We start from the raw sequence: 22597 nt of genomic DNA, 5'->3' as shown, positions 1-22597 counted from the left end.
TCAGTACCTCACTCTCGGGTCGATCAAAGCCGCGATGATGTCGACGATGAAGTTCGTCAGCGCGACGATGACCGCCAGCAGGGCGACCATCCCCTGGACCGCGACGAAATCGCGGGCCTGGAGGTAGTGGACGAGCTGGAAGCCGAGTCCCTTCCATTCGAACGTGGTCTCCGTCAGCACGGCTCCGCCGAGCAGGATCGCGATCTGCAGTCCGATGACGGTGATGATCGGGATCAGGGCGGGCTTGTAGGCGTGCCGCCGGACGAGCCGGTACTCGCTGACTCCACGGGACCGCGCGGCGTCGACGTAGTCGGTCGAGAGTGTCCCGATGACGTTCGTGCGCACGAGTCGCAGGAAGATGCCGGCCGTCAGCAGTCCGAGCGTGATCGCCGGGAGTACTGCGTGGATGAGGACGTCGCCTAGCACCGCGGGGTCGCCGGTCTGGATCGCGTCGATCAGATAGATCCCCGTCTTGTTGGGCAGCGTCTGCATCTCCAGCTCCGAGCTGGTGGATGCGCGACCCGCCACCGGGAGCCAGTCGAGCCAGATCGAGAACACCAGCTTCAGGAGGAGCCCGGCGAAGAACACGGGCGTCGCGTAGCAGAGGATCGCGAAGACGCGGAGCCCGGCATCCTGACCCTTGTCGCGGAAGTACGCGGCGACCATCCCGAGCGGGATGCCCACGATGAAGGCCACGATCAGGGCGTAGAAGGCGAGCTCGAGAGTGGCGGCGCCGTAGGTGAGCAGCACCTGGCTCACCGGCTGGTTGTCGCTCAGCGTGGTGCCGAAGTTGCCGGTGAAGATCTGCCCGAGGTACTCGAGGTACTGGACGATCAGCGGCCGGTCGTAGCCGGCCTGGTGGACGCGCTCGGCGAGCTGGTCGGGGGTGAGCTTGCCGCCGAGCGCCGCACTGATCGGGTCTCCGGTCGCGCGCATGATGAAGAACACCATCGTGACCAGGATGAAGATCGTCGGGATGATGAGCAGCGCGCGAACGACGATGTAGCGCGCGAGACCACCTCCCGATCCGCGGCTCTTCGGTGCGGAGGTGGGGCTGGCCGACGCCGAAGCGGCGGGGCCGGTGACAGTCGCTGTCATTTCTACCAATCGTGAGTCGGCCTAGTGCGAAGGGGCGACCCGCTTTCGCGAGCCGCCCCCAGCTTTCGGTTAGGAGATTCTAACCGTCATCCTGCTAGCCCTTCGACAGAGCGCCGTACTTGAACTTGAACGAACCGTCGAGCGTCTTGTCCGCGCCGGTCACCGTCTTGCCGGTGATGGCGACCTGAGCGCCCTGCAGCAGCGGCAGCGTGGACAGGTCCGCCGCCACCTTCGCCTGGATCTCCTCGATCAGCTTGGTGCGAGCAGCCTTGTCGGTCTCACCCAGCTGCTGGTCGATCAGCTTCTGGACCGCGGGGTTGTCGTAGTGGTTGACGAGGAAGTTGTCCTTCACGAAGAACGGCGTCAGGTAGTTGTCGGCGTCCGAGTAGTCGGGGAACCATCCGAGCTGGTACACCGGGTAGGTGTCCTTGACGCGCTCCTTGTTATAGGTGACGTACTCGGTCGACTGCAGGTTGACCTTGAACAGCCCGCCCTGCTCCAGCTGATCCTTGACCTGGGCGTACTCGTCGGACGACGAGGGGCCGTAGTGGTCGGTGTTGTACTGGAGGTTCATCGCGATCGGCGTGGTGACGCCGGCCGCCTTCAGGACCGCCTTCGCCTTGTCGAGGCTGGGGCCGCCGTTTCCGTCACCGTACAGGTCCTTCAGGACCGTGGTCGCACCCGTCAGGCCGCTCGGCACGTAGGAGTAGAGCGGCGTGTAGGTGTCCTTGTAGACCTGCTTGGCGATCGCCTCGCGGTCGACCAGGTCGGCAGCGGCCTGGCGCACGGCCAGGGCCTTCTTGGCGTCGGCTTCCGGCGTCTTCGCACCGAACGGCATCGTGTTGAAGTTGAACACGATGTAGCGGATCTCTCCACCGGGGCCGTCGACGACCTTGACGTTCTTGTCCGCGCGCAGGCTGGCGATGTCCGTGGCAGACAGGCTGCGGAACGCGACGTCGATGCCGCCCTTCTGGATGTCGAGCTTCATGTTCGACGCTTCGGCGTAGTACTTGACGTTGATCTTGTCGGTCGCGGGCTTGCCGAGCAGGCCCTTGTAGCCGGGGAACGCCTTGTAGGCCACGAGGTTGTTGAAGTCGTAGCTGGTGATCTCGTACTGTCCGGCGAAGGCCTTGCCCTTGACGATGGTGTTGTCAGGGGTGACCTTGTCGGCCGAGAAGACCTGCTCGTCGACGATCGGACCGGCCGGGCTCGAGAGCACCTGGGCGAACGTCTGGTCGTTCGGCACCTTCAGGTGGAAGACGACCGTGGTCGGGTCCGGGGTGTCGATCGTGTCGATGTTCGCGAGCAGGTAGGCCGGGCCCACCGGGTCGTTGATCTTCTTCTGGCGGTCGAACGTGAACTTGACGTCGGACGACGTCAGGTCGTGGCCGTTCGCGAACTTGAGTCCCGGCTTGAGCGTGACCGTGTACTCGGTCGGCGACGTGAATTTGGCGGACGCTGCGATGTCCGGCTTCACGTCGGAGGTGCCGTACGGGGAGTTCATGAGGAACGGGTAGACCTGGTTCATCACGGCGAACGAGCCGTTGTCGTACGAGCCGGCGGGGTCGATCGAAGTGATCTTGTCGGTGGTGCCGACGGTCAGCGAGCCGGAACTGCCGGAGCCCGAGTTGTTGCCGCTCCCGGAGCAACCGGCGAGCACCAAGGCCGTCGCCGCGAGTGCGGCGGATACGGCCAGCAGGCGCTTGCCGCTGATTTTTGCGGATCTCATATCCGGATACCTCTTCCTGGTGTGGGATAGCCGATCGGGCAGGCGCAACGGTGCCACGCTGCCGGATCACGTAGCCATAGTCCTAACATGAAACGCCTCCCCCGCATGCATCCGGATGGAGTTTGTAGCGAGATCTTTACGTGCGCGCAATTTTTCTGCGCGCATTCGCGCAGTTTGAAGCGTTTCGGCGGCGAATTCGGCTATTCTTCGCGCAAACGGCGTCGTTCGGCCTCGATCTGCACCATTGCCTGCGCGAGGGTCCTGGCCGCTTCGGGGTCGTCGGTGCGCCGCAGCCGCAACTGCAGTTCGGCCTTCTCCCGCAACAGGTCGCGCTCGATCAGAGCGCCGGCGACGGAGCGCGCGTAGGCCGCGAGGTTGCCTGTCTGGGCCTGGGGCACGGATGCGACGCTCAGCTCGTTCACGAGCGGCGCGAACGGCGCGGGCACCTCGGCGGCGACACGGTCGACCCAGCCCGGGTCGGTGAGTGTCGCCAGCTGGCTGGCGATCGCGTCTTTCACGACGCCCAGGGACGCATTGGAGAAGGGCACCTGGATTACTCGGGCGGCGCGTTCCTGGCCGATCTCGGTCGGAAGCTGGAGCAGCACCATGAGCGTCTCCCGCTCCGTTCGCGAGACGGGGTCGTTGGGCAGTTCGGCGAGGCCGGCGGCGGCGCGCACCTCCGGCGTCTGTCCCGGACGTGCGGGGCCGGAGGTGGAGGTGCGTTCGCCCCGCCGCGCGGCCTGCACGGCCCGCAGGGTGTCTTGGAGGTCGGCTCCAGAGAGCCGGGCCAGCTCGCGGGCGTAGCCGTTCTGCGACGCCGGGTCGCGGATGGTGGCGACGATGGGTGCTCCGCCGCGCATCGCGGAGGTGCGGCCTTCGACGGTGTTGAGGTCGTAGCGGTCGACGATCTGCCGGATCATGAATTCGAACATCGGCTTCTTCGCGTCGATCATCCGGCGGACGGCGTCGTCGCCTTTGGTGAGTCTCAGGTCGCACGGGTCGAGCCCGTCGGGGCCGACGGCGACGTACGTCTGGGCCGAAAAGCGCTGTTCTTCGCCGAATGCGCGTGTGGCCGCCTTCTGGCCGGCCGCATCAGGGTCGAACGTGAAGATGACCGAGCCTTGGCTGTTGTCGTCGCCCATCACCCGGCGGATCACCTTGATGTGGTCGACGCCGAAGGCGGTGCCGCAGGTGGCGACGGCGGTGGTGATGCCGGCCAGATGGCAGGCCATGACGTCGGTGTACCCTTCGACGACCACGACCTGGTCGAGTTTGGAGACGTCGCGTTTGGCGAGGTCGAGTCCGTAGAGCACCTGGGCCTTCTTGTAGACCGGCGTCTCGGGGGTGTTCAGGTATTTGGGGCCTTTGTCGTCGTCGAGGAGCCGGCGGGCGCCGAAGCCGATGGTCTGGCCGGTGAGGTCGCGGATGGGCCAGATGAGTCGCCCCCGGAACCGGTCGTACACTCCGCGGTCGCCTTGCGACACGAGGCCTGCGGTGCTGAGCTCTTCGGTCGTGAAGCCTTTCGTGCGCAGGTGTTTGGTGAGTTCGTCCCAGCTCTTGGGCGCGAATCCGACGCCGAAGTGGTTGGCGGCCGCGGCGTCGAAGCCGCGCTCCCCCAGGAACCGCCGGCCGATTTCGGCATCGGGCGCCGCGAGTCTGTCGCGGAAGAATTCTTCTGCGGCGCCGTTGGCGGCGAGGATGCGCGCCCGGTTGCCGTGCTCGGAGGGGCCTCCGCCTCCGTCTTCGTAGTGGAGCGGGAACCCGAGACGGGCGGCCAGGCGTTCGACGGCTTCGGTGAAGGAGACGTGGTCGAGTTTCTGCAGGAACTCGTAGACGTCGCCGCCTTCTCCGCAGCCGAAGCAGTGGTAGCGGCCGACGCCGGGCCTCACTTGGAAGCTGGGGCTCTTCTCGTCGTGGAACGGGCAGAGGCCTTTGAGCGCACCGACGCCTGCCGTTTTGAGGCTGACGTAGTCTCCGACGATGTCGGCGATGTTGGTACGGGCTTTGACCTCTTCGATGTCGCTCTGTCGAATCCGGCCGGCCATATCTCGATTCTAGTGAGCGCGGCCGACCTCGAAGTCCGTCACGGCCGTTCCTTCTTGCCTCCGCGTGTGTTCTGCGCGATTTCGATGATCGCGACGAACACTTCGATGGCGACCCGCAGGAGGAGGATCGCGAGGACGGTGCCGACGAGCGTGATGATCACGCCGAACAGGAACACGAACGCGCCGAGGAACGAGTGCGTCTGGACGGCGAGCGTGAGACTGTACATCAGGGACAGCAGTGTGCTCAACCCGATCAGCACGAGGCCGACGACGTAGACCGGTCCCGCCAGCTTGCGCGTGACGTAGCCGGTGAACGAGAAGTCGAACAGCGTCGAGAAGAACCGCGTGTCGTCGAGTCGTTCGGCGTAATCGTTGACCGAGCGCGGGTGCCCGGCGCCGGGCGGCACCGTGCCGTCGGACGTCGTGTACCCCGTGCCGGCGACCGGCGGGGGCGGCGGAACGGTGCCCGCCGATCCGGCCCGCGCGCCGGCGGCCGCAGCTGCCGGCTCGCGTGAGGTGGCTGCTGCAGTGTCGGCTGCAGTGCCGGCTGCCCTGTCGGGTGCGGTCTCGGGAAGAACAGCCGTCGGCATGTCGTCGGCGGAAGAGGCGGCCGAGACCTTCTCGGTGCTCGCACCGCCCCGGGCGACCGCACCGGTCTGTGTTGCCGCAGTCGGTGTTGCCGCAGTCGGTGTTGCCGCAGTCGGTGTCGCCGCGGTCGCTGCAGCCCGGGTCGGGGTCGCAGTCGAGCGCGCCTTGCCGGCGGTCGCCGTTCCCGCTGCCGGCGATGCCGCAGCGCGTTCCGACGCGGCTGTGGCTGACGCAGACGTGGGCTCCGGTTCGCCTGCGAGGAAGGCGTTGTGCCCGGCAAGCGCGGCATCCAGGATTTCGGGAGCATCACCCTGCACGGCACCCTCGTCGGCCGCCTGCTTCGTCGCGGACGCGCGCCGTGTGCTCGATCGGCCGCCTGCTGCTGAGCCGGCGGACTTCGCTGTCGCGGACGCACCAGTCGCGGACCCTGCTGCTTTGGGTGCGGCCGGCTTGGACACAGCGGAACCCGCTGCAGCCGGCTTGGACGCAGCCGTCTTGGCGTCGGAGGCAACCCGGGCGGCGGTCGCCTTGGCTGCTCCCGCCTTGGCCGCGGCGGACAGCGCTGCTGTCGCGTTCGCGTCGCTCGTGGCGCCCGCGGTCGCCCTCGCCGCCGGCGTCTTCGCCGTCGCGGGCTTCGCTCCCGGACCCTTGTCTGCCGGAGCCTTGTCTGCCGGAGCCTTCGCTGCCGGAGCCTTCGCTGCCGGAGCCTTCGCCGCCGCTGGCGTCGCTGCCGCAGGCTTGGCGGCGGCCGGGGTGCGTGCCGCGCGCGGTGTTTCGCCGGCGGGCTGGTCGGCAGCTCCACCGGACGTCTTCGCCGCGGGGCGGGCCGGGGTGCGCTTCGCGGGCGCGGTGGCCGGTGCCTCGTCGGGCGTCGGCTGTTCGCCGTTCGCCGGTGGTTGTGGGGTGCTCATCTTTTCCTCCCGATAGCGAGACTCCCAGCATTCTGCACTGGGCGCGGTGTTTCAACCCTGCTGGGTCAACTCAGTGCTGAACCAGTCGTTCGTACCAGCTGAGCGCCGATTGGTCGGTGAGGCTGGCGACTTGATCGACGATGACCCGTTTGCGTGCGGCATCGTCGTCTGCTGCCTCCCAGTCTTCTCCGAAGCCCGCGTCGAGCTCTTGCGGCCCGCGCTCGTACAGGATGTCGGCGAGCGTCGTGAGGATCTGGCGCTGCTGCGTGTAGATCGGCTGACGGGTGTTCTTCGACATGACGAAGGTGGCGACGATCCCTTTGAGTACCGCGATCTCGGCCTGGATCCCGGCCGGGACCACCACGTCGGCGCCGAACCGGATCAGGCTGCGTTCTGGAGCCGCTTCGTGCGTCGCGCGGATCGCCGCTCCCGCGAACCGGCCGATCAGCTGGCTGGTGAGGTTCTTGAGTCGTGCCTGGGCTCGACGGCTGCCGTCCCACCCGTCGAGCCAGACGTCGAGGCTGTCGAGCCGGTCGAACGCTGCGATGAGCTCATCGTGGGTGAACTCGCCGCCGATCCATTCGTACATCGAGCGGACGAGGTCGTCGTGGTCGACCCGGCTGCCCAGAGCAGCCACGTCGATGTAGCCGTTGACGACGGCGTCTTCGAAGTCGTGCACCGAGTACGCGATGTCGTCGGAGAGGTCCATCACCTGGGCTTCGATGCACCGCACCCGCTCGGGCGCTCCCGCGCGCAGCCAGTCGAACACGGCCGTGTCGTCGGCGTAGAAGCCGAACTTGGCCCGTCCGCTCGGGTCGGCCACCGAGGAGGCCGACGGCCACGGGTATTTGCAGCTGGCGTCGAGGCTCGCGCGGGTGAGGTTGAGCCCGTAGGCGCGGCCGTCGGGTCCGAAAACCTTCGGCTCGAGGCGGGCCAGCAGGCGCAGGGTCTGCGCATTGCCTTCGAAGCCGCCGATGTCGTGCGCCCAGCCGTTGAGCGCTCGCTCTCCGTTGTGGCCGAATGGCGGATGCCCGATGTCGTGGGCAAGGCAGGCGGTGTCGACGATGTCGGGGTCGAGGCCCAGGCTGGTGGCCAGTTCGCGGCCGACCTGCGCCACCTCGAGCGAGTGCGTGAGCCGGTTTCGCGCGAAGTCGAGCCCTGCAGTCGGACTGAGCACCTGGGTTTTCGCGGCGAGCCGGCGAAGCGCGCTCGAGTGGAGCAGCCGGGCTCGGTCGCGCGCGAAATCGCTGCGTCGACGATTGGAATGCTCTTCGGGCAGCCAGCGCTCCGTGTCGTGGGCGCTGTACGCGCTATCCGCCACTGTTGTGCACCTCCGCCTCGGCGACCTCGGCGCGCTGATAGCCGTCGAGCTCGCGGCTCGCCAGCCAGCCGTCGGGAAGCGCCGGACGTTTCGGGGAGCCGGCACGACCGCGCTGGCCTTCAGCCGCCTCGCCCGGGTACTCCTGCTCCCAGTCGAGCGTCGCCAGCAGATCGTCGAGGTGCGCGAGCGTGTCGACCGTGGCAAGGCTGGCACGGAGGTCTCCACCGACCGGGTAGCCCTTGAAGTACCACGCCACGTGCTTGCGGATGTCGCGGCAGCCGCGCTCTTCGCTGTCGAAGAACTCGACGAGCAGCTCGGCGTGACGCCGGAACGTCGCAGCGACCTGCCCGAGACTCGGATGTGCCTGAGCGGCAGCGGCCTCCTCGGCGTCGATCTCACCGGCGCGTGCACGGAACGCGGCCGCGAGATCGCCGAACAGCCACGGGCGCCCGAGGCAACCTCGCCCGACGACTACACCGTCGCAGCCCGTCTCGTCGACCATGCGGATCGCGTCGGCGGCCGACCAGATGTCGCCGTTGCCGAGCACCGGCGTGCCCGTGATGGTCTCTTTGAGCTTGGCGATCGCCGACCAGTCGGCGTGGCCCGAGTAGAACTCGGCGGCGGTGCGCGCGTGGAGGGCGATGGATGCGACTCCCGCCCCTTCGGCGGCCTTCGCCGCTTCGAGGTAGGTGAGGTGATCGCTGTCGATGCCCTTGCGCATCTTCACCGTGAGCGGAATGCTGCCGGCTGCTTGCACGGCGCCTTCGACGATCTCACGGAACAGGCCGAGCTTCCACGGCAGGGCAGCCCCGCCGCCCTTACGGGTGACCTTGGGAACCGGGCAGCCGAAGTTGAGATCGATGTGGTCGGCCCGATCTTCGGCGACGAGCATCGTCACGGCTTCGGAGACCGTCTTCGGATCGACTCCGTAGAGCTGGATGGACCGAGGCGTCTCAGACGCATGATGAGTGATGAGGCGGAGCGACTCCGGTGTGCGTTCGACCAGCGCACGGGAGGTGATCATCTCGCTCACATAGAGGCCCGCACCGAACTCACGGCAGAGCCGGCGGAACGCGGTGTTGGTGATCCCCGCCATCGGCGCCAGCACGACGGGCACGTCGAGCTCCAGCGGACCGATGGTCAGCTGGGGTGCGTGGCTTATCGTTGCTGTGGTAGACATTTCACCCAATTCTCCCAGAAAGCGCGGTGGACCATGACCCAGGGGCAGGATGCTGTGGAGACTCCGAGCAACGACTCGCCTGTGGAGGGGGCTCGGGAGAGCGGACGGGCCCGAGTGGAGGCCGACGCCGAGGCGCGTGGGGTGAGCATCCGGATCATCGAACGACCGGCAGCGCGCAGCCTGCACGAGGCGGCCGAGTTGCTCGGCATCCAGCCGTCCGACATCGTCAAGACCCTGGTCGTCAAGCGCAGCGACGGCACGTTCGTCTTCGCCCTCGTGCCCGGCGGCCGCAAGATCTCCTGGCCCAAGCTGCGCGGCCTGCTCGGCGTCAACAAGCTCAAACTGCCGGAGGCGCACGTGGCCTTCGAGGCCACCGGCTACGAACGCGGCACCATCACCCCGTTCGGCAGCACCACCGCGTGGCCCGTCGTGGCCGACGAGACGGTCGCCGGGCGCACGATCTCGATGGGCGCGGGAGAGCACGGCTTCTCCCTTTTCGCCGACGCCGACGCCGTCATCGCCGCCTTCGACGCGACCGTCGCCGACATCACCGACCCCGAGTAGCCCCGCCCCTCCCGCCCCTCGGCGCCAAAGGGGTCCCGTTCTACAGTCCCGCAGCGGTGCCGTGGTCGATCGGGACCCCTTGTCGTCGAACCTGCGGAGAACGTCGGCGAGGCACCGTCGATTCGGCGTGGACTGCGCCCGGCTGCGGCGAGCCGACCTCGCGCGCCCGTCTCACGACGAGAAAGGGTCCCGATCTACTGCTCGTGACGAGCAACACCCGTAGATCGGGGGCAGTGAGGCTAGTCGGCGGCGCCGGGGACGTAGCAGACGTCGCCCTCGCAGACGACGGCGTTCGCGTCGCCCAGCGGGATCAGTGCGACGGGCGCGACGGGCGCGCTGGGCGCCACAGCCGCGACGCGCCCAGCGGGCGCACCCGCCAACCCCGCCGCGTCGCCCGTCACGCCGTCACCTCGGCGCGCTCGGTCCAGACCTGCTCCAGCACCTGCACGAAGGTCGCCGCGTCCTGCGCGCCCGACACACCGTAGCGTCCGTCGATCACGAAGAACGGGACGCCCTGGATGCCGTACTCCTGCGCGAGCGACTGGTCGGCGCGCACATCCGAGAGGAACTCTTCCGAGTTCAGGGCGGACAGCGCAGCGGCGCGGTCGAGGCCGATCTCCGCGGCCAGGTCGGCCAGGTCTTCCACGCGGCCGACGTGGCGGCCTTCCGTGAAGTAGGCCTTGAACAGGCGCTCCGCCATCTCGAGCTGCTTGCCCTGCGCTTTGGCGAAGTGCAGCAGCTCGTGCGCCTTAACCGTGTTGGTGTGCTTCAGCACATCGAAGTCGTAGTCGAGGCCGACCGACGAGGCGATCCCCGAGACGCGCTCCAGCATCTGAGAGACCTGGCCGGCGGGCATCCCCTTGTGGCCGGCGAGGAAGTCGATCTCGCTGCCGTCGAAGTCGACGGGCGTGTCGGGCGACAGCTCGAACGAGTGGTACTCGACCTCGACCGCGCGATCGTCGCCGGTGCCGGCGAACAGCCCGCTTCCCGCCTCGAACTTGCGCTTGCCGATGTAGCACCAGGGGCACGCGATGTCTGACCAGATGTCGATCTTGATAGGTTCACTCACGCAAATTTGCAACGACAAAGGTCAGCGTGGCATTCCCGGGGTGTCCACCGCTCCCCCGAACCGCCGGTTGCGGCCCGCGTACAGTTCGATCGCCTGCCAGAGGTCGACGCGCGAGAAGTCCGGCCACAGCCTGTCGAGGAACACCATCTCGGCGTACGCGCTCTGCCAGAGCATGAAGTTGCTGGTGCGCTGCTCCCCCGAACTGCGCACGAACAGATCGACATCCGGCAGCTCCGGCGTGTAGAGATGGCGCTGGATGCTCTTCTCAGTCACGGCGGACGGCTTCATCCTGCCCGCCGCCACCTCGTCGGCGATCGCGCGCACCGCATCCGCGATCTCGGTGCGCCCGCCGTAGTTGACGCACATCGTCAGCGTGAGGACGTCGTTGCCCGCCGTGAGCTTCTCGGCGTATTGCAGTTCCTTGATCACCGACGACCAGAGCCGCGGCTTGCGCCCGGCCCAGCGCACCCGCACGCCCCACTCGTTCAGCTGGTCGCGGCGCCGGTGCAGCACGTCGCGGTTGAACCCCATCAGGAAGCGCACCTCTTCGGGCGACCGCTTCCAGTTCTCGGTCGAGAAGGCGTAGACGCTGAGGTGTTTGACCCCGATCTGCACGGCGCCGGCCACGACGTCGAGCAGCGCTGCCTCCCCGGCGCGATGGCCTTCGATGCGGGTGAGCCCCCGCTGGTTCGCCCAGCGCCCGTTGCCGTCCATGACCAGAGCGACGTGCTCGGGAACCGCCGTCGCCGGCACCGGAGGCGGGTACAGGCCCGTCCAGTCGAGGGGGCGGAACTCCACCGCGTCTTTGTGGGTGTACGGCTTGGGGCTCATCCGCTCGCTTTCCGTTCGTGCTGCACGTGCTGGAGCGAGCGCAGACCGCGCTCCAGGTGCCACTGCGTGTAGGCGGCCACGACGCCGCTCGCCTTCGATCGCGTCGCGTCGTCGGCGTCTTCCGCGGCCACCCAGTCACCGGTGAGCAGCGAGCCGAGCAGCCCGACCGTCTCGGTGTCGAGCCGGGGGGCGCCCTGCGGCGCGCAGTCGGAGCAGACCACCCCGCCGAGCTGGACGACGAGCGACAAGTGGGGTCCGGATGCTCCGCAGCGCGCACAGTCGAGGAAGCTGGGCGCCCAGCCGGCGAGCGACAGTGCCCGGAGAAGGTAGGAGTCGAGGGTGAGTGAGGCGCCGTGCTCGTGCTTCGAGAGGGAGCGCAGGGCGCCGACCAGCAGGAGGTACTGCTGCAGCGACGACTCCGCCTCGGTCACGCGGTCGGCGGTCTCCACCATGGCGTTGGCCGCCGTGTAGCTGGCGTAGTCCGCTGCGATCTCGGCGCCGTACGCTCCCAGGGACTCGGCCTGGGTGACGACGTCGAGGCTGCGGCCCTCGTACAGCTGGACATCCGCGACCATGAAGGGCTCGAGACGCGAGCCGAACTTCGAGCCCGTGCGCCGTACCCCTTTGGCCACCGCCCGCACTTTGCCGTGCTGGCGGGTGAGCATGGTGACGATGCGGTCGGCTTCACCCAACTTATGGGTGCGCAGCACGACGGCTTCATCACGGTAGACAGGCACACTCAAGTATCCCGCGTCACACCGACAGTCCGGGTCAGCCGCGCATGGTACAAGTGACGTATGAGCACCACCGCGCTGACGATTCCGATCTGGGTGGACCTGGTGGCGGTGGGTGTCGGCAGTCTGCAGGGCGCGATGTTCGCCTCCGGTTTCCGCGACCGCCGCCTCGATCTGCTCGGCATCGCGATCATCGGCGTGGCCACGGGCGTGGGCGGCGGCCTTCTGCGCGACATCCTGCTGGTCACGCGCCCGGTGGCCCTCCAGTCCAACTGGTATCTGCCGATCACGGTCGTCGCCGCTCTGCTCGGGATGCTCCTGGTTCGGCTGTTCCGTCGCCTCGACCCGATCATCACCCTGCTCGACGCCTTGACCATCGGGCTGTTCGGCGCCATCGGTGCGACCAAGGCTCTCTCGCTGGGCCTGCCGGAGGTACCGGCCGTGTTCGTCGGCGTCGTCTCGGCGGTCGGCGGCTCGATCCTGCGGGACATGCTGCTCAACCTGCCGATCGCCCTCATGCACGTGGGGTCGCTCTACGCGGTGGCGGCGGGCGCGGGCACGATCGTGCTCGTCGTGCTCGTCGACCTCGGGGTGCCGATCCCGGTGGCGGCCATCGTGTGCTTGGCGGTCACGACGACCATCCGGTTGCTGGCGGTGCGGTTCGGCTGGAGTCTGCCGGAGCAGCGCGAACTGAGTCGCATCCCGCGCCCGCGCTGGCCCCGGATGACGCGCCGCGCGACGCGCACCGAAGTGCGCACCGAGACCGGCTCCCTCCCCCGTTACAAGCTCGACAAGCCCGAGTGATCGCTCACGAGCAGAAGGGGGCGCACGGGTGACCACCACAGGAGATGGCTTCGATCGCCGGCTCGAACCGTTCCGTTCGGAGCTTCTGGCGTACTGCTACCGGATGCTCGGCTCGTCCCACGACGCTGAGGACGTGGTCCAGGACACGTACCTGAGGGCGTGGCGCGCGCGCGAGCAGTACGACGAGTCCCGCAGCTCCCTGCGCACCTGGCTCTACCGAATCGCGTCGAACGCCTGCCTGACCGCCGTGGAGGTCCGCGGCCGTCGCCCGCTGCCGTCCGGACTGGTGGCGGCGTCAGACCCGCTCGGTCCGCTCGTGCCGGGAGAGAACGCCTCCTGGCTCCAGCCCCTGCCCGACTCGCTGCTGGAGGCGGGCGATCCGGCCAGAACCGTGAGCGACCGCAGCAGCCTGCGACTGGCGTTCGTCGCCGCCTTGCAGCACCTGTCGGCGCGTCAGCGTGGCGCCCTGATCCTGCGCGACGTGCTCGGGTTCTCCGCGTCCGAGGCGGCGGAGATCCTCGGCACCACCGTGGTCTCGGTGAACAGCTCCTTGCAGCGGGCGCGCAGCCGCGTGAAGCTGGCCGGGGTGCGGCAGGAGCGTCTCAGTGAGCCGTCGGCGGCCGAGCAGCGTGCCTGGGTGGATCGCTACATGACGGCGTTCGAGAACGCCGACGTCGAGGGTCTGAAGCGGCTGCTCACGGAAGACGTGCTCATGGAGATGCCGCCGATGCTCAACTGGTTCGTGGGCCCGGACAACTACGGCGTGTTCATGGAGTGGGTCTTCGAGAAGGCCGGGACGGACTGGCGCCTGAAACCGGTCGCGGCCAACGGGCAGCCCGGTTTCGCTGCCTATCGACGCGTCGGGGACGGCTACGCGCTGCACACGCTCCAGCTCTTCACCGTCACCGCTGAGGGCATCAGCCGGAATTCGGTGTTCCAGGATGGTGAGGTCTTCGCATCCTTCGGTCTGGCGGCGGGTCTCGACGCCTAGGTGCGCGTCCCCGGCGAATCGGGTGCGAGGCGATCTGTCGCCGGCGCGATGAGTTCCGGCCGCTCCGCCGGTATGTATTGGCGAGTTCGCCGGAACACCCCGGGCGAACCGCTCACAAGGGAGAATCCGATGTCAGACATTCGTTCAGAGGATGAGGCCGCCATCCAGGCTGTGCTGGTCGAGTCCTACAAGGCGTGGGAGGCCGGTGACGCCGACGGCATGGTCGCCGACTACACCGCGGACGCGACCGCCATCATGACGGGCTCGCTGCGCGACGGCCGCGATGTGGTCCGCGACAGCATGGCCGCGAGCTTCGCGGGTCCGCTCAAGGGCAGCTCGACCGATGACAAGCAACTCAGTCTCCGCTTCGTCGGCAGGGACGCCGCAGTCGTCGTCAGCGAGTCCGGCATCCTGTTCTCGGGCGAGGCCGAGGTTCCGGATGCGCGCAAAGTGAACGCGACCTGGGTCTTCGAGAAGCGGGACGGCCAGTGGCTGATCGCCGCCTATCACAACAGCCCCGTGCTGGCGCCGCCTGCGCGGTGAGCGTCCCATTGAGGAAGCCCCGGGCCACGGGCCCGGGGCTTCCCTGTCGCTGTGTGGTGCCGACGGCCCCCTACGCGCTGACGAGCTGCCCTTCGGACGTCGCCGCCGTGGTGCCGCGCACGGCGCGGTTCACCGCCGAGACGACCGCCTTGAAGGATGCCGTGGTCGTGTCGGCGTCGATGCCGACGCCCCACAGCCGCGTTCCGTCGACGTCGAGCTCGACGTAGGCCGCGGCCATCGCCGACTCGCTCGCCGACAGCGTGTGCTGCGAGTAGTCGTACAGGTGCACGGCGACGCCGTGGTGGTTGAGGATGTCGAGGAACGCCGCGATCGGGCCGTTGCCGTTCCCGCTGGCCTTCGAGACGGTGTTGCCGTCGCGCAGAGTCACCGTGAGCGCCACGTCGCCGCCGGTCTCGTTCGACGTGGTCGTGCTGCCCAGCTCGAACCGGCCCCACTTGCTGCCGGGCTCGTGGGCGGGGGCGGGCAGGTACTCGTCCTGGAAGATAGCCCAGATGTCGTCGCTCGAGACCTCGCCGCCTTCGGCATCCGTCTTGGCCTGCACGACGCCGGAGAACTCGATCTGCAGTTTGCGCGGCAGGTCGAGCGCGTGGTCGGTCTTCAGCAGGTAGGCGACGCCGCCCTTGCCCGACTGCGAGTTGACGCGGATGACCGCCTCGTAGCTGCGGCCCAGGTCTTTCGGGTCGACCGGCAGGTATGGAACGGCCCAGAGCAGGTCGTCGACGCTCTTGCCCTGCGCCTCGGCGTCGGCCGCCATCGCCTCGAAGCCTTTCTTGATGGCGTCCTGGTGGGATCCGCTGAACGCCGTGAACACCAGGTCGCCTCCCCAGGGGCTCCGCTCGTGCACGGGCAGCTGGTTGCAGTGCTCGACCGTGCGCTTGACCGAGTCGATGTCGCTGAAGTCGATCTGCGGGTCGATCCCCTGGGTGAACAGGTTGATACCCAGCGTGACGAGGTCGACGTTTCCGGTGCGCTCGCCGTTGCCGAACAGGCAGCCCTCGATGCGGTCGGCGCCGGCCAGGTAGCCGAGCTCGGCCGCGGCCACCGCCGTTCCGCGGTCGTTGTGCGGGTGCAGCGACAGGATGATGTTCTCGCGGTGGTTCAGGTGCCGCGACATCCACTCGATCGAGTCGGCGTAGACGTTGGGCGTGGCCATCTCGACGGTGGCCGGCAGGTTGATGATCACCTTGCGCTCGGGCGTCGGCTCGAACACCTCGATCACCTGGTTGCAGATGTCGACGGCGAATTCGAGTTCGGTGCCCGTGTAGCTCTCGGGCGAGTACTCGTAGAAGACGGTCGTTCCGGGAACCATCGCCTCCGCCTCGCGGCAGAGCCGGGCGCCCTGCAGAGCGATGTCGACGATGCCCTGCTTGTCGGTGCGGAACACGACGTCGCGCTGCAGGATGCTCGTCGAGTTGTACAGATGCACGATGGCCTGCTTGGCTCCCGCGATCGACTCGTAGGTGCGCTTGATCAGGTGCTCGCGCGCCTGCGTCAGGACCTGGATGGTGACGTCGGCGGGAATCGCGTCCTCGTCGATGAGGCTGCGGACGAAGTCGAAGTCGGTCTGGCTCGCGCTCGGGAAGCCGACCTCGATCTCCTTGTAGCCCATGGAGACCAGCAGGTCGAACATGATGCGCTTGCGTTCGGGGCTCATCGGGTCGATGAGCGCCTGGTTTCCGTCACGCAGGTCGACGGCGCACCAGCGCGGTGCGACCGTGATGCGCTGGTCGGGCCAGGTGCGGTCGGGCAGGTCGACGTGGATCTGCTCGTGGAAAGGCCGGTATTTGTGGATCGGCATGGCGCTCGGCGCCTGGGTGTTCTTCATGGTCTGAAATCTCCTCGCGAGGTGTGGTGGAGAGCCGACGACGAACTCCGCGACGAGGGAGGCCCAGAACTAGGACTCGTCGCGGCAGCTAAGAAGGAGCAGACCGAACACAGTGACCAGCCTAACACGCAGGGCTCGGACGGGCATCCGGCGCCTGTCAGCCGCGCCCACGCGCGAGGGTCGCTGCCTGCCGCACCGACAGCTGCGGGAGGTAGGCGCGCACCAGGGCCACGCCGATCGCGGGGAGGGCGACCGGGTCCGGGTAGGCCATGATCAGCGGGCGCTGCTCGGGCTGGAACTTGCGCTTGAACCGCAGGAGCGAGCGGAAGCCGTAGAACGGCTCCAGCGACGAGCTGAGGAACCCGAGCGTGCGGTGCACGCCGGAGCGGTCGGGCTCCCCCGACGCCCCCGACGCCTCCGCCGTGTGTGCGAGCGGGGCCGCGGAGAGGCTCATGAACTCGATTCCGTCAGCGCGCATCCGGATCGCCGACTCCGCGATGAGGAACTCCATCACGCCGTTGATGCTGCCGGGACGACGGCGCATGAAGTCGAGGGTCCAGCCGATCACCTGACCGTCGCGATAGGTCGGCAGCCAGCTGGTGACGCCCTCGATGCGGCTGTCCCCGTCCACAGCGAGCATCAGCCGGACGGCCGGGTCGTGCAGCTCGTCGAGGCCGCCGAGGGTGAAGCCCATCTCGGGGAGGTCCTTCTCTGCCATCCACTGCTCCGAGAGGTCGGAGAGCTGGACGGCCGCGCTGAGGGACAGGTCCGCGAACGTCGTCCATTCGGCCCGGATGCCCGCACGCTCGGCCCTGTTGATGGAGGAGCGCACGTCCTGCCACTTCTTGCCGGTGGTCGACCACTCCTGCGGGTGGACGACAGCCTCCTCCGCCACCACCATCGTCGACCAGCCCATCTCGCGGAAGAGCCCCTCGAATCCGGCATCCACGCTGTAGAACACCGGCACCCACCCGTTGTCGTCGCAGAACCGGGCGAAGCGGCCGACCGCGCGATCGTGCGGGGGTGGAGCGCCGAACGGCCCGCCGGTGGTGATCGCGATCCGGCCGACCACCCGATACGCGATCGCACGGCCGTCGACCGGGTCGAACCAGTAGCTCTGGCCCGGCCAGGTGGCCATGAACGCGAACGCGTCCCCGCCGCCCCGCTTCAGGAGCCGTCGGACCCGAGCCGCGTCGGTGTCGCCGCGCCGGGAGTGGCCGCCGCGCAGCACCGGGACGGCCGCGACGACGGCGACCAGCCAGAACACCGTCCCCACGTTGTCGTACACGAAGCCGGCGAACGGCGTGGTCGGCAGATACTGCACCGGTTCCCGCCGCAGGAAGGTGACGGGGATGAACCGCTCCAGCACGTCGTTGAGGAGGTCGCCGAGATCGAGCGGACGGGTGAACCCGGTGTCGCGCTGGAGGTAGCCGACGGCGATGTAGAACCCGGCCAGGGCGATCGCCGTGACGACGACGGTGACGACGTAGCGACGGACGGAACGGGCATCCGGGCGCACCGGGAAGTGACGCCGCAGCACGACGAGGACGATCGCGATCCCCAGTGGGAGAACCGCCGACAGCAGGAGGACCACCGTCACCTCCCAGTAGCGCGAGGTGGCGTTCGCGGGAGCCGTGACGCCGGCCAGGGGAAGCACGCCGAAGTAGAAGGCCGACAGCACGGCGAGCAGCCCGTTCACCGCGACGGCCAGCCACAGCGCGAAGCGGCTGCCGCGAAGCAGTCCGTAGGCGGCGACGAGGAGCACGAGCAGCGGGAGCACCGAAACCAGCACGGGTCCGACCCCGCTGATCCGCTCGAGCGTGAGATCGTGCACGCATTGCCGGGTCACCGCGAACGCCTGGCACCGTTCGATCAGCGTTCCGCGGTCGGGCGACTCACTCGTGAAGAGGAGCCCGATGGGCGCCAGCATCCCGTACCGCGACTGCGAGAGCAGGCCGATCACCGGCCCGACGGCGGTGACCGCGACGGCGGACGCGAGGAGGACCCGGATCTCGTGATGAGAGCTGCGCACCCAGCCGACGCGCTTGGCGCTGTGGCGCAACAGCACTCCCAGCCCGAGCCCGGCGAACACCGCGATCAGCCGGTAGACGTCCGAGGGCAGCCCCGAGTACAGCACGAACACCACAGCGGCCAGCACGGTGATCACTCGGATGCGCCGTCGCCACAGGGCCCCTGCGAACGCGCTGGCCGTCATGATGGTGCCGGCGATGCCGGTGAACACGTCGAGCCCGACGAGGTGACGGACATTCATCGCCCACATCTCACCTGTGCGGCTCGCGAGCAGCTGAAGGCCGATCCCGGCCAGGATCCCCGCTGCCGATGTCGCGAAGAACGCCACAGCTGTCCGCCGGGTTCCCATCAGCCTCTCGGCTCCCCCCACGAGCACGATCGTGAGCGCGAGGGCGATGATCAGCTGGGCGAGGTCGCTGGTGAAGAGCACCGAGGTGACCGGCGTCCACCAGTGTCCGTCGACGACGGGCAGTGGTCCTGTGCCGAGCCAGAGCCGCAGCGGGCGATGCGGTCCGCTCATCGGGCCGGTCGCCAGCGCGAGCACGAGGATCGTCAGCGTGATGAACGTCGTGAACGGATGCGCGGCGACGAGTCGTCCGGCGCGCGCGGCGATCACGGCCGGCTGCGTCGGGACCGCGCGCTCCAGGGCCTGTCCGCCGCTCATCGGGACAGCCCCAGGTGCGCAGCGATGAGCGGGAAGCCGTGCGCGAGCGTGTACCGCACGGTGTTCCAGTCGTGGGCCGTGCCCGGCGAGACGAGCAGCCGGGTCGAGATCCCGGCCCGCACGGCCTGCGCCTCGAGCGTGTGCGCGTAGGCCATGTACTTCCGGTCGTTCTGCCCGACGCCGAACACGATGAGCGTCCGCCGGTAGGGCTCATGCGCACTCATCAGCGCGGCCGGCTGGGCCGCCTGATACGCACGAAGCGAACCGGAGAAGCCTCGCGCGACCGTCGAGGCGCGATCTCCCAGTCTCGGGCCCAGCTCGCTCGACGACGCGAGCGCCGAACCGAACAGCTCCGGATGCCCGGAGGCGAACTGCACTGCGCACGTGCCGCCTTGCGAGTACCCGAAGACACCCCACGCCGCCGGATCGCTGCTGACCCGGAAATGCGCCCGGATCCAGTCCGGCACGTCTTTCAGCAGGTAGGTCGCCGAATGGCCGAGCGCGGCCGAGTCGACGCACATCGGGTTGCGTCCGGGTCCGCCGAGCTGGTCGGGGGCGACGACGATCGGCGCGAACCCGTCGTGCTTCGCGGCGTAGGCGTCCATCAGGGAGCCGATCCGTCCGGCGGTGAACACGTCGGCCGGCGTTCCGGGCTGCCCGGCGAACGCGTACAGGACCGGCAGCACCGGCGGGGAAGCGGTCAGCGCCGCGGGCGGCAGGTAGATCGCGGCGAGGCGCGCGTCGAAGCCGGACCGGGTCGCGGGGATGCGCACCATCCCGATGCGGCCTTTCACCGGGATCGTCGCCGGCTTCGTCCAGGTGGAGGCGTAGTCGGTGCCGATGGCGGCGACCTGCCCGTGCTCGCCGTGCAGTTGAAGAGCCGTGTACGGCACGATCCCGAGGGCGTCTTTCAGCGTTCGGTAGGCGCCGAAGTCCACATTGATGCCCGCGCCGACCGCGATCAGCACGACCGGGATGCTCACCACCGCGACGACCTTCCGCCACCAGCGCGAGCGGACGAGGTTGACGGCGGCGAGTGCGACGCCCGCGGCGCCGATCGCCACCCACAGCCCGGTCGCGGCTGTCAGTTCCACTCCGAAGATGTCGAACACGTCACCGACGAGCCAGGTCACGAGCCACCCGAGCGCCGCGCCTCCCACGACCGCGATCAGGCCGGCGAGGGTTCGCCGTGCCGTCGGACGGATGACGAGGTACAGCGCCAGCGCCGCGACCACAACATCGACTCCGATGAGGAACGGGCGCTGATCGATGCGCAGGGTCGTGAGCCAGTTCAGGGTGGTTCCTCTCGGGGGCGTCGGGCGGGCCGACGCACAATTATTGAACACTCAGCCGTTGCCGGGCCGAGGTGACGGGTGCGTTCAGGAACCTCCGAGCAACCCGTCGGCTTCGCGGAAGATTCCGCTACTCCACCGCCAGTGCGGCCACCGGGGTCAGCGACGTCGCCCGGCGTGTCGGGGCGATCGACGCCACGACGGCCAGCAGAGCGGAGCCGAGCACCACGAGCGCGATGTACGGCCACGGCATCGCCGGGACGAGAAGCCCACCACCCGGGATGCTCCCCAGCAGCGCCTGCGCGCCGATCCAGCCGTACGCGGTGCCCAGCACCAGTCCGGTGACCACCGCGGCCACGGTGAGCTGCGCGCTCTCGGCGAGGATCATCCGGCGCACCTGCTGAGCGCTGAAGCCCAGTGCGCGCAGCAGGCCGAGCTCTCGGCGGCGCTGCAGCACGCTCAGCGAGAGGCTGTTGATCACGCCGACGGCGGCGATGCTCGCCGAGAATCCGATCAGCGCCGAGAACACGATCATCGTGACCGTGAGAACGCTCGTGACGCCGGCGTACAGCTGCGGTTCGTTGCGCTGCGCCTCCTGGATCAGCTGCAGATACGACTGCGAGGCGACGACGAACATCGTGATCAGGGTCACCCCGATGACGAGACCGATGGTGGTGCGCGAGCTGCGCTCCGGGTTGCGGACGGCGTTGGCCGCCGCGAGCCTGGTCGCGGTGCCGCGCCCGAAGAGCAGACCGACCCCTCGCAGCACGGCCGGCATGAACAGGGGCGCCGCCAGGATGATCCCGGTGAACGAGAGCACTCCGCCGGGCAGAGCCACCAGCACGCCGAACGGGCCGTAGTCGGCCAGGCCCGACGTGGCGAAGAGGCCGAGGCCGAGGAAGAGCCCGAACAGCAGCAGGGCGGCGCCGACGACGATCAGCGAGACGGCCACGACCACTCGCCCGCGACTCGCCCGGCCCCCCGCCGCCGGGCGTTCCTCGGCCGCTCCCAGCGCTTCGACGGGAGTGACGGTGAGCACCCGGCGGCTCCCGACCCAGGAGGCGAGCCAGGTGGTGAGTACCACGACGACGACAGGCGCGAACAGCACCGGGGTGATCACGGGATAGAGCAGATCGGGAAGGACGTGCAGGGCGACGAAGAGGCGGACGGCGATCAGCGCGAGCGTGGCGGCGATCGCACCGCCGATGAGGGCACCGAGCAGTCCGACGGCCAAGCCTTCGCCGGCAACCGAGCGGCGCTGTGCGCGAGCGCTCGAGCCGATCAGCCGCAGCAGGGCGATCGTGCGGGTGCGCCCTGCGATGATCGTGGCGAACGTGTTGGTGGTGACGATCGCGCCCACATAGACGGCGATGACGAAGAAGATCACGGCGACGATGCCGAGAGCGATGAGCACGGACGCGTGCGAACCCATGTCGTGGGAGATGTAGGCGCCGAGAACACCGGTCGCCGACAGCAGCGCGACCCCGAAGGCGGCGCTGAGGGCGGCGACCAGGATGCTCGCGCGGTGGTCGCGGGCGTTCGCCCGGAACGCCGAGAACGGCCGGCTCATGCGCTCTCCTCCATCCCGAGCATGTAGCCGGAGATCGCCTCGGCAGTGGATCGCTCGTGCTCGTCGACGACGACGCCGTCCGCGAGGAAGACGATGCGGTCGGCGTAGCTGGCGGCGATCGGGTCGTGCGTGACCATGGCGATGCTCTGGCCGTAGGTGCGGCTCGCGTCCGCGAGGAGAGTGAGCACCTCGCGGCCGGTGCGCGAGTCGAGGTTGCCGGTGGGCTCGTCGGCGAAGATCAGGTCGGGACGGGTGGCGAGCGCACGGGCGATCGCGACGCGCTGCTGCTGGCCGCCGGACAGCTCGTGCGGACGGTGGGTGAGGCGGTCGCCGAGCCCCAGCGAGTCGACGAGGTGGTCGATCCACTCCCCCTGAGTCCGGGTGGGGCGGCGTCCGTCGAGCTCGAACGGCAACCGGATGTTCGCCGCGACGTCGAGCGTCGGCACCAGGTTGAACGACTGGAACACGAAGCCGACGCGACGCCGCCGCAGAACGGTGAGCTCCGCATCCCCGAGGTGCGTGATCTCGGTGTCGCCGAGCCACACCTGGCCCGTGGTGACGGTGTCGAGCCCGGCCATCACGTGCATCAGAGTCGACTTGCCCGAACCGCTCGGCCCCATGATCGCCGTGAACTGCCCGGCCCGGATCCCCTGGGAGGCGCCGTCGAGGGCGTTGACCCTGCCTGCGCCCGTGCCGTACGACTTGGTGGCGTCGACGACGCGAGCGACCAGTGTCCCGGCGGGAGGGACGGTCGGCTCGGCGGTCATGGTCGTTCGGCCGGTGACG

Annotated in this window: 18 protein-coding genes and 1 pseudogene; 4 read left to right on the top strand and 15 right to left on the bottom strand. The window is 68.7% G+C overall.

Annotated features, from left to right (window positions below; all coding sequences use genetic code 11):
- The 6 genes from ACFVV5_RS03855 to dusB all read right to left on the bottom strand — a co-directional run bounded on the left by ACFVV5_RS03855 (position 1) and on the right by dusB (position 8872).
- Positions 1-1098, bottom strand: a complete 1098-nt coding sequence (locus ACFVV5_RS03855) for an ABC transporter permease (protein ID WP_387239240.1) — start codon at positions 1096-1098, stop codon at positions 1-3.
- Positions 1099-1192: 94 nt separating this feature from the next.
- Positions 1193-2827 (bottom strand): ABC transporter substrate-binding protein, encoded by a 1635-nt coding sequence (locus ACFVV5_RS03850; RefSeq protein WP_387239237.1) that lies wholly within the window; start codon positions 2825-2827, stop codon positions 1193-1195.
- Between the two features lie 200 nt (positions 2828-3027).
- Positions 3028-4872, bottom strand: a complete 1845-nt coding sequence (gene dnaG / locus ACFVV5_RS03845; protein ID WP_387239234.1) for a DNA primase — start codon at positions 4870-4872, stop codon at positions 3028-3030.
- A gap of 38 nt (positions 4873-4910) precedes the next feature.
- Entirely contained in the window at positions 4911-6371 is a 1461-nt protein-coding gene (locus ACFVV5_RS03840; RefSeq protein ID WP_387239231.1) for a DUF4282 domain-containing protein, read from the bottom strand.
- A 70-nt stretch (positions 6372-6441) separates the two neighbouring features.
- Positions 6442-7692 (bottom strand): deoxyguanosinetriphosphate triphosphohydrolase, encoded by a 1251-nt coding sequence (locus ACFVV5_RS03835; RefSeq protein ID WP_387239229.1) that lies wholly within the window; start codon positions 7690-7692, stop codon positions 6442-6444.
- Complete coding sequence (gene dusB, locus ACFVV5_RS03830) at positions 7682-8872, bottom strand: tRNA dihydrouridine synthase DusB (RefSeq protein ID WP_387239226.1); 1191 nt, start codon at positions 8870-8872, stop codon at positions 7682-7684. The genes ACFVV5_RS03835 and dusB overlap by 11 nt, the downstream gene beginning before the upstream one ends.
- Positions 8873-8905: 33 nt before the next feature.
- On the opposite strand from dusB, the gene ACFVV5_RS03825 reads away from it, so the two are divergent.
- On the top strand, positions 8906-9436 hold the full coding sequence (locus tag ACFVV5_RS03825; protein WP_387239223.1) for an aminoacyl-tRNA deacylase: 531 nt from the start codon (positions 8906-8908) through the stop codon (positions 9434-9436).
- A 239-nt stretch (positions 9437-9675) separates the two neighbouring features.
- Here the strand turns inward: ACFVV5_RS03825 and ACFVV5_RS03820 are convergent, their stop codons facing one another.
- Genes ACFVV5_RS03820 through recO form a run of 4 tightly spaced genes read right to left on the bottom strand, consistent with a single transcriptional unit; the run spans position 9676 to position 12073 of the window.
- The gene (locus ACFVV5_RS03820; RefSeq protein ID WP_387239221.1) at positions 9676-9837 is read right to left on the bottom strand and encodes a hypothetical protein; all 162 of its coding nucleotides are present in this window, start codon (positions 9835-9837) and stop codon (positions 9676-9678) included.
- Positions 9834-10505: a DsbA family protein gene (locus ACFVV5_RS03815; protein WP_387239218.1), complete on the bottom strand. Its 672-nt coding sequence runs from the start codon at positions 10503-10505 to the stop codon at positions 9834-9836. The genes ACFVV5_RS03820 and ACFVV5_RS03815 overlap by 4 nt, the downstream gene beginning before the upstream one ends.
- A gap of 21 nt (positions 10506-10526) precedes the next feature.
- The gene (locus ACFVV5_RS03810; RefSeq protein WP_387239215.1) at positions 10527-11336 is read right to left on the bottom strand and encodes an isoprenyl transferase; all 810 of its coding nucleotides are present in this window, start codon (positions 11334-11336) and stop codon (positions 10527-10529) included.
- Complete coding sequence (gene recO / locus ACFVV5_RS03805; RefSeq protein WP_387239212.1) at positions 11333-12073, bottom strand: DNA repair protein RecO; 741 nt, start codon at positions 12071-12073, stop codon at positions 11333-11335. Before recO ends, ACFVV5_RS03810 begins: the two co-directional genes overlap by 4 nt.
- A gap of 60 nt (positions 12074-12133) precedes the next feature.
- On the opposite strand from recO, the gene ACFVV5_RS03800 reads away from it, so the two are divergent.
- From ACFVV5_RS03800 to ACFVV5_RS03790, 3 genes and pseudogenes are all read left to right on the top strand, one after another.
- Complete coding sequence (locus tag ACFVV5_RS03800) at positions 12134-12874, top strand: trimeric intracellular cation channel family protein (RefSeq protein WP_387239209.1); 741 nt, start codon at positions 12134-12136, stop codon at positions 12872-12874.
- A gap of 13 nt (positions 12875-12887) precedes the next feature.
- Positions 12888-13865, top strand: a pseudogene (locus ACFVV5_RS03795) (sigma-70 family RNA polymerase sigma factor); the annotation flags it as partial.
- 129 nt (positions 13866-13994) lie between these two features.
- Positions 13995-14408 carry an SgcJ/EcaC family oxidoreductase gene (locus ACFVV5_RS03790; RefSeq protein ID WP_387239206.1) on the top strand — a complete coding sequence of 138 codons (414 nt, stop codon included), beginning with the start codon at positions 13995-13997 and terminating at the stop codon, positions 14406-14408.
- Between the two features lie 70 nt (positions 14409-14478).
- On the opposite strand, the gene leuA is transcribed toward ACFVV5_RS03790, so the two are convergent.
- The 5 genes from leuA to ACFVV5_RS03765 all read right to left on the bottom strand — a co-directional run bounded on the left by leuA (position 14479) and on the right by ACFVV5_RS03765 (position 22578).
- Positions 14479-16254: a 2-isopropylmalate synthase gene (gene leuA / locus ACFVV5_RS03785; RefSeq protein ID WP_387239203.1), complete on the bottom strand. Its 1776-nt coding sequence runs from the start codon at positions 16252-16254 to the stop codon at positions 14479-14481.
- Positions 16255-16411: 157 nt separating this feature from the next.
- Positions 16412-18949, bottom strand: coding sequence for a phosphatidylglycerol lysyltransferase domain-containing protein (locus ACFVV5_RS03780; protein WP_387239200.1), 2538 nt, complete (start codon positions 18947-18949; stop codon positions 16412-16414).
- A complete protein-coding gene (locus ACFVV5_RS03775) occupies positions 18946-20295 on the bottom strand; it encodes an alpha/beta hydrolase (RefSeq protein WP_387239197.1) in 1350 nt (449 codons plus the stop codon). The genes ACFVV5_RS03780 and ACFVV5_RS03775 overlap by 4 nt, the downstream gene beginning before the upstream one ends.
- A 76-nt stretch (positions 20296-20371) precedes the next feature.
- Positions 20372-21811 carry an FtsX-like permease family protein gene (locus tag ACFVV5_RS03770; RefSeq protein WP_387239194.1) on the bottom strand — a complete coding sequence of 480 codons (1440 nt, stop codon included), beginning with the start codon at positions 21809-21811 and terminating at the stop codon, positions 20372-20374.
- Positions 21808-22578, bottom strand: a complete 771-nt coding sequence (locus ACFVV5_RS03765) for an ABC transporter ATP-binding protein (protein ID WP_387240093.1) — start codon at positions 22576-22578, stop codon at positions 21808-21810. The genes ACFVV5_RS03770 and ACFVV5_RS03765 overlap by 4 nt, the downstream gene beginning before the upstream one ends.
- Positions 22579-22597 lie beyond the last annotated feature (19 nt).

The sequence above is a fragment of the Leifsonia sp. NPDC058248 genome, assembly GCF_042881905.1.
Classification (GTDB): Bacteria; Actinomycetota; Actinomycetes; order Actinomycetales; family Microbacteriaceae; genus Leifsonia.
The sequence above is the reverse complement of the archived record's forward strand: the minus strand, read 5'-3'. Positions and strand labels throughout refer to the sequence as shown.